This window comes from Cognatishimia sp. MH4019 (assembly GCF_020177595.1).
Lineage (GTDB): Bacteria > Pseudomonadota > Alphaproteobacteria > Rhodobacterales > Rhodobacteraceae > JAHTBL01.
In genome coordinates this window covers 74452-87652 of sequence record NZ_JAHTBL010000006.1, presented here as the reverse complement: position 1 = coordinate 87652, position 13201 = coordinate 74452, and the positions used below count along the sequence as shown (strand labels likewise).

15 protein-coding genes are annotated in these 13201 nt (G+C 60.0%); 4 read left to right on the top strand and 11 right to left on the bottom strand.

The window, feature by feature from the left end; genetic code table 11:
• From KUW67_RS11910 to rpiA, 7 genes are all read right to left on the bottom strand, one after another.
• Positions 1-804 (bottom strand): alpha/beta fold hydrolase, encoded by an 804-nt coding sequence (locus tag KUW67_RS11910; protein WP_224825534.1) that lies wholly within the window; start codon positions 802-804, stop codon positions 1-3.
• Between the two features lie 27 nt (positions 805-831).
• Positions 832-1332, bottom strand: coding sequence for a VOC family protein (locus tag KUW67_RS11905; RefSeq protein WP_224825533.1), 501 nt, complete (start codon positions 1330-1332; stop codon positions 832-834).
• 27 nt (positions 1333-1359) lie between these two features.
• Positions 1360-1554: a DUF2065 domain-containing protein gene (locus KUW67_RS11900; protein WP_224825532.1), complete on the bottom strand. Its 195-nt coding sequence runs from the start codon at positions 1552-1554 to the stop codon at positions 1360-1362.
• 4 nt (positions 1555-1558) lie between these two features.
• On the bottom strand, positions 1559-2434 hold the full coding sequence (gene hflC, locus KUW67_RS11895) for a protease modulator HflC (protein ID WP_224825531.1): 876 nt from the start codon (positions 2432-2434) through the stop codon (positions 1559-1561).
• Positions 2434-3621: an FtsH protease activity modulator HflK gene (gene hflK, locus KUW67_RS11890; protein ID WP_224825530.1), complete on the bottom strand. Its 1188-nt coding sequence runs from the start codon at positions 3619-3621 to the stop codon at positions 2434-2436. The genes hflC and hflK overlap by 1 nt, the downstream gene beginning before the upstream one ends.
• A gap of 62 nt (positions 3622-3683) precedes the next feature.
• Entirely contained in the window at positions 3684-5042 is a 1359-nt protein-coding gene (gene gor, locus KUW67_RS11885) for a glutathione-disulfide reductase (RefSeq protein WP_224825529.1), read from the bottom strand.
• An 11-nt stretch (positions 5043-5053) separates the two neighbouring features.
• A complete protein-coding gene (rpiA, locus tag KUW67_RS11880; protein ID WP_224825528.1) occupies positions 5054-5842 on the bottom strand; it encodes a ribose-5-phosphate isomerase RpiA in 789 nt (262 codons plus the stop codon).
• Positions 5843-6009: 167 nt separating this feature from the next.
• On the opposite strand from rpiA, the gene KUW67_RS11875 reads away from it, so the two are divergent.
• A complete protein-coding gene (locus KUW67_RS11875; protein ID WP_224825527.1) occupies positions 6010-7383 on the top strand; it encodes an L-serine ammonia-lyase in 1374 nt (457 codons plus the stop codon).
• Between the two features lie 55 nt (positions 7384-7438).
• On the opposite strand, the gene KUW67_RS11870 is transcribed toward KUW67_RS11875, so the two are convergent.
• Positions 7439-7678 (bottom strand): hypothetical protein, encoded by a 240-nt coding sequence (locus tag KUW67_RS11870; protein WP_224825526.1) that lies wholly within the window; start codon positions 7676-7678, stop codon positions 7439-7441.
• Between the two features lie 61 nt (positions 7679-7739).
• On the opposite strand from KUW67_RS11870, the gene KUW67_RS11865 reads away from it, so the two are divergent.
• A complete protein-coding gene (locus tag KUW67_RS11865) occupies positions 7740-7991 on the top strand; it encodes a hypothetical protein (protein WP_224825525.1) in 252 nt (83 codons plus the stop codon).
• Positions 7992-8107: 116 nt separating this feature from the next.
• Here the strand turns inward: KUW67_RS11865 and KUW67_RS11860 are convergent, their stop codons facing one another.
• Entirely contained in the window at positions 8108-8692 is a 585-nt protein-coding gene (locus tag KUW67_RS11860; protein ID WP_224825524.1) for a L,D-transpeptidase, read from the bottom strand.
• 92 nt (positions 8693-8784) lie between these two features.
• Entirely contained in the window at positions 8785-9327 is a 543-nt protein-coding gene (locus KUW67_RS11855; RefSeq protein WP_224825523.1) for a L,D-transpeptidase, read from the bottom strand.
• A 106-nt stretch (positions 9328-9433) separates the two neighbouring features.
• Here KUW67_RS11855 and KUW67_RS11850 point away from each other — a divergent pair, with 106 nt between their 5' ends.
• The gene (locus tag KUW67_RS11850) at positions 9434-10366 is read left to right on the top strand and encodes a DMT family transporter (protein WP_224825685.1); all 933 of its coding nucleotides are present in this window, start codon (positions 9434-9436) and stop codon (positions 10364-10366) included.
• Here the strand turns inward: KUW67_RS11850 and KUW67_RS11845 are convergent.
• The gene (locus KUW67_RS11845; protein ID WP_224825522.1) at positions 10296-10967 is read right to left on the bottom strand and encodes a thiamine diphosphokinase; all 672 of its coding nucleotides are present in this window, start codon (positions 10965-10967) and stop codon (positions 10296-10298) included. The genes KUW67_RS11850 and KUW67_RS11845 overlap by 71 nt on opposite strands.
• Before the next feature lie 231 nt (positions 10968-11198).
• Here KUW67_RS11845 and KUW67_RS11840 point away from each other — a divergent pair, with 231 nt between their 5' ends.
• The gene (locus KUW67_RS11840; protein WP_224825521.1) at positions 11199-13040 is read left to right on the top strand and encodes a hypothetical protein; all 1842 of its coding nucleotides are present in this window, start codon (positions 11199-11201) and stop codon (positions 13038-13040) included.
• Positions 13041-13201: the final 161 nt, after the last annotated feature.

Below are 13201 nucleotides of genomic sequence, written 5' to 3'. Positions count from 1 at the left end.
CTAGCACGCGCTTGCGGACCCGCCAACGGTTGTGGGCGTTTCTAGAAACGCAAGACTGCGCGCGGTGAAATGCGCGGCGGCGTCCCGGTTCAGAATGTGGCCCGCGTTCGGGACGACCTCGAACTGCGCGTTCTGGATGCCATCGGCGGCGACCTGTGCGCGGCTGTGGGTCGCGGGGTTGGCAGCCCCAACCATGACCAGCGTGGGGGCCGTGACCTGTGCAAGGCGCGGACGGCCATCATAGCGCAACGCGTCGCGCAGGATGCGGTGAGTGTTGGCGGCAGTCATCTTGGCGAGGGCGATCTTGACGTAACGACCGGCCTCTTCGGTTTCGGCCCCCATGGACTTGGCGGGCAGCTTGGCCAGCCAGCGCGGCGGGATCAGACGCAGGGGAAGGATCGCAGCCTCCATCAAACGCTGACCCCATGAGGTTGCAGCCACAAATGGCACCGCTTCGACCATAATCAGATGCGTTGCGCGGTCGGGCCAGCGGCCTGCAATCTCAAGCGCGACCATTCCGCCAAGGGAAAGGCCCATGAACGCCGCGCGCTGGATGCCAAGTGCGTCGAGCGTCTGCATGACGGCATCCGCCATGGCAGGCACACCGCCCGAGACCATCGGGCTGTCACCATGACCGGGCAGGTTCAGGGCAATCACGCGATAACAGGCGGCGAATGCGGGCATTTGGGGTGTCCAAAGGTCCAGATCAACACCGGCCCCATGGAGCAGAACAAGCGCTGGCCCCTCCCCGACCGCGATTCCTTCGAGGGGCAGATCATCGGGCAACGCAGTGGCGGTGGTCATGGCAAAAAGCTTTCGGATCAAACGCCGCTAAAGCGCCGCGCGGCCTTCCGCAACAAGGGCGGCGACATCAAGCGGTTCGTTGACCATTTTGAGCCTGCCATCTTCCTCCGTCTCCCATTCAGATGGGGGACGGTCGCAATAAAGCTCCAGCCCATTGCCATCGGGATCGTCCAGATAGACGGCCTCACTGACCCCGTGATCGGCGGCCCCTGTCAGCCCGTAACCTGCGCTTTGCACCCGGTCGATGGCCTGCCCCAAAGTGGCGCGGTCGGGGAAGAGCAAAGCGAGGTGAAAAAGGCCGGTATGGCCCTTTGGCGGCGGGGTGCCACCCTTGCTGTTCCACGTATTGAGGCCAAGATGGTGGTGGTAGTCGTCAAAGGACATAAACGCGGCCTGATCGCCATATTCGCGCACGAGGCGCATCCCGATCACGTCGCGGTAAAAGGTAATGGCGCGGTCCAGATCAGCGACCATCAGGTGGCCATGGCCAATCGTTGCGCCGGGAATGCCTTGGGGATCAGTGCTCATGCGGATGGCCTTTCGTCCTTGAGCCACTTAAAGCGCGGAGCGGGCGAGCCAGACAAGAGCCAAACCGGTGACCATCGCCAGCAGGCCCATCAAGCGACGGGCCTCGGGCGGGATGTCGCGCAAAGCCGCAAGCATCTGCTCAATAAGCGAAGGGGCCAGTGCGTACACCAGCCCCTCGACTATCAAGACCAGGCCGATGGCCAGGATGATGGTTTCCAACATCGCGTTACTGCGGCGTCAATTCGTCGGACTTCAGGTAATTGAAGAAGTCACTATCGGGCGACAGAACCAGTGTGGAGTTTCCTCCTTGCAGCGAGCGCTGATAGGCGGTCATCGAGCGGTAGAACTCGAAGAACTCCGGATCGCGACTGAACGCCGAGGCGAAGATGTTGTTACGCTCGGCATCGGCTTCACCGCGAATGATCTCGGACTGACGGTTGGCGTCAGAGACCAGTTCGACCACGGTCCGGTCGGCTTGCGCCCGAACACGTTGCGCGGCCTCGTTACCACGGGCGCGTTCGTCGGTCGCTTCCCGTTCACGCTCTGCGCGCATCCGCTCGAACGTCGCGTCGAGGTTTTCCTCGGGCAGGTCGGTGCGCTTGAGACGAACGTCGATGATCTCAAGCCCCAAGCCCCGCGCTTCGGCAATCGCGTTATTCCGGATGCGGAGCATCAGCGCCGCACGGTCCGAACTGAGAATGTCGTTCGAGCTGACAGAACCAAGAATTTCGCGCGTTTCAGCACGCAAGATGCTGTCGAGACGGCTTTCAGCGGTCGCAAGGCCACCCACACCGACAGCCTGACGGAAGCGTTCCACATCGGCGATCCGGTAACGCGCGAAGGCGTCCACGACGAGACGGCGATCATCAAGAGGCGTGACCTCAAGCGGGTCGACATCACGTGACTGAATCCGGTCGTCATAGCGCACGACTTCCTGAATAAGCGGAATCTTGAAGGCAAGACCAGGGTCTTCCTTCACGTCGACAACGCGACCGAATTGCAGAACCAGAGCTTTCTCACGCTCATCCACGATAAAGACCGAGGACAGCAATGCCGCGATCGCGACGACCACAATGGGCAGAAGGAATGTAGATTTTTTCATCAGTTGTTTCCTCCGGTTGTCGCCGTGCTTGCAGCAGGTGCTGCGCGGTTGTTACGCAGCTCATTAAGCGGCAGATATGGCACGACGCCTTGGCCGCCGCCTGCTCCGATGTCATCAAGAATGATCTTGTCGACGCGGCCCAACACTTCTTCCATCGTCTCCAAATAGAGACGTTTGCGGGTCACTTCGGGGGCCAGCAGATATTCAGTCAAGACAGCCGAGAAGCGTGACGCCTCACCCTGGGCTTCATTGACCACGCGGGCGCGATAACCCTCGGCCTGTTCGAGAACCTGTGCGGCTTCACCGCGGGCTTCGGCGAGAACGCGGTTGGCATAGGCGTCTGCCACGTTTTGCAGACGGTCGCGTTCCTGTTCGGCGGCTTGCACGTCACGGAAAGCGTCGATCACGGACTCGGGCGGGTCGGCCTTGTCGAAGTTCACACGCACGATGTTGACGCCGCTGTCATAGCTGTCGAGCGTGGATTGGATCAGCTCGTCCAGACGGTCGGCAATCACACCACGATCCCTGTTGAGGATCGGGGCCAGATTGGACTGCGCGATGATCTCACGCATGGCCGATTCAGAGGTGGCCCGGATCGTCGGGCGCGGATCGGCAAGGTTGAAGAGAAACTTCGCAGGGTCATTGATATTCCAGACGACCTGGAAGTCGATGTCCACGATATTCTCGTCCCCGGTCAGCATCAGGCCAGCATCGCCACCGCGATTACCAACGCCAATATCCTCGATCTGCTCTCGCGTCACCGGGATGACTTCGGCGGTGACCAGCGGCCATGGGGCGAAGTTCAGACCTGGATTGCCGACGGATGAAAACTCACCAAGGAACAACTCGACCGACTGCTCTTCCGGGCGGACAGTGTAGAACGACGCGGCGAGCCACAGACCGGCGGCCACAAGCACACCGATACCGACAGTGCTTTTGGTCAACAGCGGGCCACCGCCCCCTGCACCGCCGCCACCGCCAGAGCCATTGCGGCCATCACCACCACGACCTCCCATCAGGACGCGCAGCTGTTCCTGACCTTTTTTCATGATCTCGTCGATCTCGGGGATTTGCGGCCCGTCGCCGCCGGGCCTGCGCCCGCCCCCGTTATTTCCTTTGTTGCGGTCGTCATCGCCGCCGCGGTTTCCACCGCCGCCGCCCCATGGGCCGCCGTTATTTCCAGCCATTTTAGGTTAATTCCCCTCTCGCTCAGAGTATGGATTGATAACTGTGTGTGTTTGCACGGAATTCAAGCCGTGCGCATGGGAGTTTTCATGGTCACAAGTTCTTCAGAAATCGTGGGGTGGACCGCGCATGTCTGATCAAACTGTTCCTTGGTTGCGCCCATTTTTACGGCAACACCAGCCAGTTGGATCATCTCGCCCGCGTGATCAGACACGATATGACAGCCCAGAACCACGCGGGTTTCTTGACTGACAACCAATTTCATCAAAACCCTGTCAGGACGCCCGGCAAAGGCCGTTTGCATGGGCCGAAACGAGGTGCAGTAAACCTCGATCGGTTCCCGGTCGCGGGCTTCCTCTTCGGTCAGACCGACCGTTCCCATTTCAGGCTGGGTAAAAATCGCAGATGGGATTAGTTCGTGATCAGGCTTCGTCGGGTTGCCTTTGAAAACCGTCTCGACAAAGGCCATGCCTTCGCGGATCGCAACTGGGGTCAGCTGCACGCGGTTGGTCACGTCCCCGATGGCGTAAATTGAGGGTACCTTGGTCTGGCTGTACTCGTCCACGATTACCTCGCCACGACGACCAAGCTCAACCCCTGCGCCTTCGCAACCCAGCGCGTCTGTGTTCGGCGTGCGACCTGTTGCAAACATGACCTGATCGAAGATGTTCTCTTGCCCGGTGGTCGACTTCACCCAGATGCCACCATCGCGCTTTTCCATCTCCAGCACATTGGTGCCGGTGTGCAGCTTGACGCCACGCTCTTTCATCTGGTCGGCCACCATGCCGCGCGCTTCGTCATCAAAGCCGCGCAGGATTTGCGCACCGCGGTAATACTGCGTCACTTCAGTGCCCAGCCCGTTCATGATGCCGGCGAATTCACAGGCGATGTAACCGCCCCCGACAATCAGCATGGAATTGGGCAACTCTTTCAGATGGAAGATATCATTTGAGGTGATCCCCAGATCGTCATTGGGAATACCCGGCAGTTGCGGGCGACCGCCCGTGGCAATCAGGATATGCTTGGCGGTGATCGTCTCTCCGGTAGAGAGCTTGACGGTATGTGCATCTTCCAGCGTGGCACGGGCATCATATGTCTCGACATTCGCGTCTTTCAGCAGGTTGCGGTAGATCTGCTCCAGGCGGTCCAACTCGGAGGACATGTGCTTTTGAAACTTGGGCCAATGGAAATCGCCGTCCTCAAGCTCCCAGCCATAGGCGCGCGCATCGTCGAACATGTTGCGGTAGGTCGAGGCAAAGACCATCAGCTTTTTCGGCACGCAGCCGCGGATGACGCAGGTCCCGCCCATGCGATCTTCCTCGGCAAGGCCTACCTTTGCCCCGGCCTCTTGAGCGGCCACGCGGGCCGCGCGCACCCCGCCAGAGCCGCCACCAATGACGAAAAGGTCGTAGTCAAAAGCCATGGGGTCTTCCTTTAGTCAGTCAGGTCGGAAAAGAGGTTCTCGTTTTCCAGAAAGTCGATTTTGTCTTCTTCAACAGTGCCTGCATTGATGTCGCGCACTTCGACACGCCCGTCACCATGGCCGATCACGACCGCATCGCAGATGTCGATGAAAAGGCCGTTTTCCACCACGCCGGGGATCTGGTTCATCACAAGGCTCAACTGGCGGGCATTATTGATGCGGTGCAGATGCAGATCTAGAATATGATTACCCTCATCCGTGATGTAGGGTGCCTCCCCGTTCATCCGCAGCGTCGTGGTCTGGCCAAGCACGTCCAGCCCAACCAGCGTCTCCTCGACCAAAGCTTTGGTGGTCTGCCAGCCAAAGGGGATCACCTCGACCGGCAAGGGAAAGCCGCCCAGCGCGTCGACCTGCTTGCCGATATCGGCAATCACGATCATCTGGTCGCTGGCGGTTGCAACGATCTTTTCCTGCAGCAACGCGCCGCCGCCGCCTTTAATCAGGTTCAGGTTGGCGTCATATTCATCGGCCCCGTCGATCGTCAGATCGAGCCATTTCGCCTCGTCCAACGAAATCACTTTGATGCCCACTTCGCGCGCCAGATCAGCGGTGCGGCTGGAGGTCGGCACGCCTTGGATGTTCAGCCCATCCTCGCGCACCAATTCGCCCAGACACCGCACCATCCAGGCGGCGGTCGAGCCGGTGCCAAGCCCAACGCGCATGCCGTCTTCGACAAAGTCACAAGCCCGCTTGGCGGCAACAAATTTGGCTTTGTCGATAGGCGACAGATCGGCGGACATGGGGCAGCACTCCGGTTGAATGTTGCGCGACTATAGGGCGGTCATGCGCAGGGTGCGAGAGGGAAAGCCGTGAAAATGTGCGCGTTTGTAGCGGGCGTTGCGTCGCTTTCAGGCTGCGACAGGCTGTCAGGCGTGCCTATAGTGGCCGGAGCGCAGGGAGGGTTGCGATGTTTTTGTCCGTATTCGAGATGTTCAAGGTGGGCGTTGGCCCCTCCTCGTCGCATACGATGGGGCCGATGGTGGCCGCAGCGCGGTTCCTTGATCACCTGCGCGCGCAGCCATTTGGCGTCGCAGGAGTTTCGGCATCTCTGCATGGGTCTTTGGCCTTTACCGGCGTGGGCCACGCGACCGACCGGGCGGTGATGCTGGGGCTGGCAGGGTTTCTGCCCGACACCTATGATCTTGATAAAGCCGAGGCAGAGCTGAGGCGCATCCATGCCCAGAAGACGGTAACGCCAGAGGGTCTGGGCGATCTGGCATTTGATCCAAAAGATGATCTGCTTTTCGATTTCGGCCCGCCCCTGCCCGGTCATGCCAATGGTCTGATCCTGAACGGGCGCGATGCGCAGGGCGATATCGTGGTGTCCGAGACCTATTACTCCGTCGGCGGTGGCTTTGTGATGACCGCAGACGAGTTGGCCTCCGGCGCCAATACCGATGACGGTCCCGCGGTGCCTTATGCCTTTCACTCTGCCGCCGAGATGCTGGAGATGGCCTCTGGTTCCGGGAAATCCATCGCCGAGATGAAGCGCGCCAATGAGTTGTCACGCATGGGCGTGAGCGCGCTGGAGGACGGGTTGGACCGTCTGTGGCAGGTCATGAACGACTGTATCGAGCGCGGTTTGGAGCGTGATGGCATCTTGCCCGGCGGTCTATCCGTCAAGCGCCGCGCGAAGGGAATTCATGAGGCGCTTGAGGCCGAGCGTGGCATGAACCTGTCCGCCCCGCATACGATCAACGACTGGATCAGCGTTTATGCCATGGCGGTGAACGAAGAGAACGCAGCAGGCGGTCAGGTTGTCACCGCGCCCACCAATGGGGCCGCAGGCGTGGTGCCTGCCACGATCCGCTATTGGCTGGACCATGTCCCAGGGGCTGCCCCTTCTCGGGTCAGGGAGTTTCTGCTGACCGCAGCTGCGATTGGCGGGCTGGTCAAGCACAACGCCTCGATCTCCGGTGCGGAATGCGGGTGTCAGGCAGAGGTGGGATCAGCGGCCGCGATGGCAGCGGCAGGATTGTGTGCTGTGATGGGCGGGACGCCTGAGCAAGTCGAGAACGCCGCCGAGATCGCGCTAGAGCATCATCTGGGCATGACCTGCGATCCGGTGAAAGGTCTGGTGCAAGTCCCGTGTATCGAGCGCAACGGGCTCGGCGCGATCAAGGCCGTATCGGCGGCATCGCTGGCGTTGCGCGGGGATGGCACGCATTTCGTGCCACTGGATGCGGCGATCGAGACGATGCGCCAGACCGGCGAAGACATGAGTGAGAAGTATAAAGAGACGGCTTTGGGCGGTTTGGCTGTGAATATTCCGAATTGCTGAGCAGAGTACACAAAACTTTTTAGAAGAGTTTGGGGAAAAGTTTTTTGAAAACTTTTCAGCGCTGGGCACTGTCATGCCCGCCCCGGACGTGATCCGGGGCCTCATGGGGTTGGGGTTGTGCAACAATGGCAGCGGGGTCCCGGATCAGGTCCGGGACGGGGGGAGCCTTGCTCACACCGTCGTTACCAAAATCACGCAATAGCCCGTCACGGGCCTGTGATGTGCGTTCGTGCACATACGCCAAGATCACCGTGCGCGTTTTCAGGTCCACTGTGGAATGCCATTTGTCTGTCATCGGAAGCGCAAACTTCCAAACACACACAACGCAAACAAAACACACACAAAGGACTAAACAAATGAAATTCGCTCTTATCTCCGCACTCGTCGTCGCTGCCGCTCCGGCTTTCGCTGACATCACCTCACCTGCTGAAGCCAATGCACAGCACGGGTTTGAGACCAGCTTCGTGGCCTCCAACGATCTGGGCAAAACCTCCCCCGCTGAGATCGCTGGTGAAGGTACCGTCGGCAATGACGTGATCTCCACCCAAAACGTCGACGTGTCGGCAAAGCTGGGCGTCACATCGGCTGCCGAACTGGCTGCACGCTAAGACCACTTTCGCGCCGCTGCCTCTCCCTCGGTGGTGCCGATAGGCGGACCAACTACAAAGTGATGCACAAAAAAAACCGGTTCCCGTTTGCAAACGCGGGGGCCGGTTTTCTTATGTCAGATGATGCGCACTTGGGTGCCTATGGGCGTGATCTCGTAAAGCTCAGCGATGAACTCGTTATAGAGCCCGATACACCCCGAGGACGACCGCCTCCCAATCTTGCGCGTGTCATGCGTGCCGTGGATCAGATAGGCGGGCCATGTGAGATACATCGCATGGGTGCCGAGCGGATTGTCCGGCCCCGGCGGCATGTATTCCAATGTCGGGTCTCGCTCGATCATATTGGCCGTCGGCGTCCAGTCTGGGCCGACGCGCTTGCGTACAACTTTTGTGTAGCCGCGTTTGGTCAGCTCTTCACTCATCGGGACAGAGGTCGGATACACGCGGTAATCCGTGCCGTCGCCGCTCCAGAAGTGCAGCGAGCGTGAGACGGTATCGGCCACAATCGCCGCCACGCCCAGATCATCAAAATGATCACGCCAATCCTGAGTGGCCCAGCTTGAGATATTGCGTGGCGCGGTCGTGGGCGCTTCGGGGTTGATCTCAGCCTCAAATTCAGTGTCCTGCGCGCGGACCGCCCCGGTCAAAGCCAAGGTGCTCAGGCCAGCGCCGACGAAACTGCGACGGGTCAATCGGGTCATGCTCGGTGCCTCGTTTTGTTTTTCATTGCAGTGCTTGTGCCGAAAGCGCCCCCGGCAGACCATTCACAATTCTGCGAGATTGCGGACGGTCGCTAAATGATGCGCACTTGCGTGCCAACGGGCGTGACGGCGAAGAGATCAGCGATAAATTCGTTGTAAAGCCCGATACAGCCAGAAGAGGACCGCCGCCCGATCTTGCGCGTGTCATGGGTTCCATGAATCAGATAGGCGGGCCAACTGAGATACATCGCGTGCGTCCCCAGCGGATTGCCGGGACCCGGCGGCATGTATTCAAGCGTGGGGTCGCGTTTGAGCATGTTTGCGGTCGGCGTCCAATCGGGGCCGACGCGTTTGCGCACGATCCGTGTGTAGCCGCGTCGGGTCAGTTCATCTGTCATCGGCACCGATGTGGGGTAGATGCGATAATCAGAGCCATCGCCGCTCCAAAAATGCAGGGTCTTGGAGGTGGTGTCACACAGGATGCACGCTTTGCCGAGACCATCGAAGTGGTCCTGCCAACGTTGCGACACCCAGCCCGAGACATTGCGTTGGGCCGCCTGTGCGGATGCACCCCCTGCCAGGGCAACGCTCGACAAACCGGTCCAGATGAAATGACGACGGGTCAGTAGGGACATGAATTACCTCCAGTTAGAATATCTGACGTGTAACGCAGGATCGGTTGCGTCGGTTCCGGCTCAGAAAAGAGATGCGGGCGGCGGCGCACTGACCTACACCAGAGCCATGACCGCTGACCGCCCCCTCCTAGGCATCCTGCTGATGCTTGGCTTTTGCGTGCTGGCCCCGTTGGGCGACGGCATCGCAAAACTGTTGGGAGAGACCATGGCGCTTTTGCAGATCCTGATCGCGCGTTTTGCGGTGCAGGCTTTGGCGCTGGCGCCGCTGGTCTGGGCGCAATCGAAATCCTTGCGTTTCAGTCGGCGCATCTGGCGGCTGACGGTGCAGCGGACGGTGCTGCACATCATCGGGATCGGCGCGATGTTCACATCATTGCGCTATCTGCCCCTGGCCGATGCTATCGCGATTGCCTTCGTGATGCCGTTCATCATGTTGCTGCTGGGCAAGTTTGTCCTTGAAGAACAGGTTGGCCCGCACAGGCTGGCCGCCTGCGTCGTTGGCTTTCTGGGCACGCTTTTGGTGATCCAGCCGAATTTCGTGAGCGTCGGCGCGGCGGCGTTGCTCCCCTTGCTGGTCGCGGTCGTCTTCGCGCTGTTCATGCTGACGACACGGCAAATGGCCAAGGAGGTTGATCCGATCACTTTGCAAGCGGTCAGCGGCGCGCTGGCCACTGGGATCCTGTTGGTTGGCCTGTTGATCGGGCGCGCGGTGGACAGCCCTGTCGCCGCGATGGTCTGGGATAACTCGGTGTCAGTCATGTTGCTGCTTGCAGCAGGGCTGATTGGCACGGTTGCGCATTTGCTCATGACATGGTCGCTGCGTTTCGCGCCATCGGCGACCCTCGCACCGATGCAATATCTGGAAATCCCGTTTGCAACAGTCATCGGCTATTTGCTGTTTCGCGATTTGCCCAAGGGATTGGCAGCGCTTGGCATCGCCGTCACTGTCTCGGCCGGGCTTTACATCATTATGCGGGAGAGGCGGTTGGGCCAGCAAGCGCTTGCATCACAGACGCCACAGACGCCGCCGGCAGCGTGACAAGAACTGCGCGAGTATCACACTCAAGCGCGACCGGACCTGTCACGATGTTAGAGCTGCTGGTCAAGCCGCCGGGTCGCATCAGCGCGTCGGTCAGCGGCCATTTCACACCAGAAGTCGTGACGGTTACCGGTGCCAAGGGGAAGAAGCTGAGATTGCTGCCCACGGGCAGATCTAGCCGCAATTGAGGCGGCGCGATAAAGGCAAGTTCGGCGCCGCGCAGGATAACGCAAGGCGGCGTGTCGATGCGCAGAAGCGTGCTGAACACGGCCAGTTCATGATCAAGCCGTGCGCCGGAAAAACCGATCGCGATCACAAGTGGCGCGTCGATGCGGGTCAGGCATTTCTCAAAGTCCGTGCTGTCTTGTTCAGGGACGTAGTGCAGACGCTCTGCGGGGATGGCCGCGCGATGGTCCTCGGGCAGGCTGTCGAAATCGCCAATCACGGCATCAGGCACGCGCCCTGCGTCCAGCACAGCCAGTGCGCCACTGTCCGCCGCGACCACCTGATCGCCCAAGTCTAACGCTTGAAAAAGAATCTCTTTTTCAATTGGCGCGCCGCCGACTAAAATGACCGGTGCCTGAGAGTGAACAATAACCATGATGCTGCCGCCATTACCTTCGTGTTACGAAACAGTCCACATTTCGGCCACGAAATAATACCGCAATAATCTTGGTTTTGTTGCTTTCTGCGAACCAAAGGCTGGTATCACTGGCTTTGCTGGACTGGGAAGAAAGCGAGCAGACCGATGGTAGGTGCGAGTAAAATACTCACCGTCTCATACGGAACCTTCTCTTGTACGTTAGAGGGTTTCGACGATTCATTCTCCACGATGAAGGCCATCGCGGAGTATTTCAGGGACTTGGCGGCGGATGACCGCTATTTCGGCGCGGAGCCTCCGACGCCGGATGCAGACATGCTGGCGCGGATTGCCGAGCGTGAGATTGAACGCCGCGTGGACGCGCGGTTTGATGGCGAAAACGTCGTGTTGCGGGCCGCTGAAACTGCCCCGGCTGCGGCGGCTTTGACCGCGGAGAATGCCGAGGCTGAGCAGACGGCCTCTGAGCAGGTCGCAGCGGGTGCGGCGGATGTTGAGCCCCCGGTCGAGACGCCCGAAGTCACCGACGCACAAGATGACTCTGATATGCAGGAGGAGGATGTGCAGGGGGAGGTCGTTGACGCTCCCTCTGACGAAGACGCCATTGCCGCGTTCATGTCCGACGGGATCAGCGACCAGATCGAAGACGTGGAGCTGCCGTCCGAAAAAGACACGTCTCATGTCGAGGCGGAGACTGTGCCAACGCCGGTTACGCATCCCGATGCCGACAGCATTGCCGCCAAACTGCAGCGTATTCGCGCGGTCGTGGCCCCCGGCGAAGACAACGACGACAGCATCTTCACCGAAGATCAGCATGCTGATCCGGTGGATGAAGGCAACACTGAGATCGACGTTGCCGAGGTTGAAGCCGAGACCACGACGGATGTTGTGGGAGCAGAAGAGGTGACGCCAGAGGTTGCCTTTGAGGCCGAGCCAGAGACGGCGGTGGTCGAGGACGAGACCTTTGAGGAGGAAGGCGACGAGGCCGAGGATGTGGATATGTCGGTGGTCATGTCGGCCCTGTCCGATGACATCGCCGACATCCCCGAGGCCGAGCTTGCTGACGATCCTATCACGCAAGAGCAAGAGATCGAGACCGAGGAACCTGCTCAAGGGCGCGTCTTCAGAGTGAAGTCTGTCGCATTGGAGGCCGCTCTCGCGGCTGATGCAGAGGAAGGTGACGCAGAAGATGACGCGGTGACGGCACCCTCTGACGAGAGTGTCGATACTGAGGAAACCACGACTTCGGCTGATGAAATCGACATGTCGATCTTTGACGAGGATGATGACGACAGCGATCTGAGCCCCGAGGAAGAAGCCGAGCTGATGGCTGAACTGGCCGAAGTGGCCCGCGACACCGAAGCCGAAACAGAGACCGCTCAAGACCGCGATGGCGCTGCCATTCTGGCCAGCATCGACGATCCCGAACCTGCCATTGATCGCATTATGGAAAAGACCAATGATGCGCTTGAGACACCGGAAAGCGGTCGCAAGCGGGAGGCTATCTCGCATCTGAAAGCTGCCGTTGCCGCAACTGAGGCAGACCGCAAGCTGAGCGGTGGCGAAGCAGAGAACCCAGATCAGACCGAAAGCTATCGCGAAGATCTGGCTCAGGTCGTGCGCCCCAAACGTGCAACGCCTGCCACCGCGACACGGGCGCGTCCCGAGCGCCCTGTCGCGCCGTTGAAACTTGTCGCAGAACAGCGTGTGGACGCAACCGCACCTGGCGCCCCTGTACGTCCGCGCCGGATCAGCAAAACCAAGGTCGCAGCGCCCGATAGCGAAGGCGGTTTTGCCGAATTTGCCCAAAGCGCCGGGGCCAGCGAGTTGCCCGATCTTCTGGAAGCCGCCGCCGCCTACACGGCCTATGTTGAAGGTCGCGAGAACTTCACGCGTCCGCAGGTGATGCGCCGCGCGGCGGCTGTGGCCGGCAAAGACGGGTTCTCACGCGAAGACGGGTTGCGGTCGTTTGGTCAGCTCTTGCGCGAAGGCAAGATCAACAAGCTGAGCCGCGGGCAATTCGTTGTCTCGGAAGAGACGCGGTTCCGCCCGGATGCGAGGATCGCTGGCGAATAAGAAATTGGTCTGCTCGACCAATGGGAAAGGCGGCGCCGGAAACGGGCCGCCTTTTTCTATGGAGGAATTGCGCTTGCCTTCGGCAATCGCCACGCGCGGGTTTGCTGCGCAAACCCGCGCGGCCTCCGGCGGGGATATTTTTGCAAAAGCGAAATGGCTTC

Bases quoted from the DNA above. Each gene is read 5' to 3' on its own strand.
- hflK (WP_224825530.1), bottom strand. From the start codon at position 3,621: ATGGCTGGAAATAACGGCGGCCCATGGGGCGGCGGCGGTGGAAACCGC.
- KUW67_RS11905 (WP_224825533.1), bottom strand. From the start codon at position 1,332: ATGAGCACTGATCCCCAAGGCATTCCCGGCGCAACGATTGGCCATGGC.
- gor (WP_224825529.1), bottom strand. From the start codon at position 5,042: ATGGCTTTTGACTACGACCTTTTCGTCATTGGTGGCGGCTCTGGCGGG.
- KUW67_RS11865 (WP_224825525.1), top strand. From the start codon at position 7,740: ATGAAATTCGCTCTTATCTCCGCACTCGTCGTCGCTGCCGCTCCGGCT.
- hflC (WP_224825531.1), bottom strand. From the start codon at position 2,434: ATGAAAAAATCTACATTCCTTCTGCCCATTGTGGTCGTCGCGATCGCG.
- KUW67_RS11840 (WP_224825521.1), top strand. From the start codon at position 11,199: ATGAAGGCCATCGCGGAGTATTTCAGGGACTTGGCGGCGGATGACCGC.
- rpiA (WP_224825528.1), bottom strand. From the start codon at position 5,842: ATGTCCGCCGATCTGTCGCCTATCGACAAAGCCAAATTTGTTGCCGCC.
- KUW67_RS11900 (WP_224825532.1), bottom strand. From the start codon at position 1,554: ATGTTGGAAACCATCATCCTGGCCATCGGCCTGGTCTTGATAGTCGAG.
- KUW67_RS11910 (WP_224825534.1), bottom strand. From the start codon at position 804: ATGACCACCGCCACTGCGTTGCCCGATGATCTGCCCCTCGAAGGAATC.
- KUW67_RS11855 (WP_224825523.1), bottom strand. From the start codon at position 9,327: ATGTCCCTACTGACCCGTCGTCATTTCATCTGGACCGGTTTGTCGAGC.
- KUW67_RS11875 (WP_224825527.1), top strand. From the start codon at position 6,010: ATGTTTTTGTCCGTATTCGAGATGTTCAAGGTGGGCGTTGGCCCCTCC.
- KUW67_RS11845 (WP_224825522.1), bottom strand. From the start codon at position 10,967: ATGGTTATTGTTCACTCTCAGGCACCGGTCATTTTAGTCGGCGGCGCG.
- KUW67_RS11850 (WP_224825685.1), top strand. From the start codon at position 9,434: ATGACCGCTGACCGCCCCCTCCTAGGCATCCTGCTGATGCTTGGCTTT.
- KUW67_RS11870 (WP_224825526.1), bottom strand. From the start codon at position 7,678: ATGACAGACAAATGGCATTCCACAGTGGACCTGAAAACGCGCACGGTG.
- KUW67_RS11860 (WP_224825524.1), bottom strand. From the start codon at position 8,692: ATGACCCGATTGACCCGTCGCAGTTTCGTCGGCGCTGGCCTGAGCACC.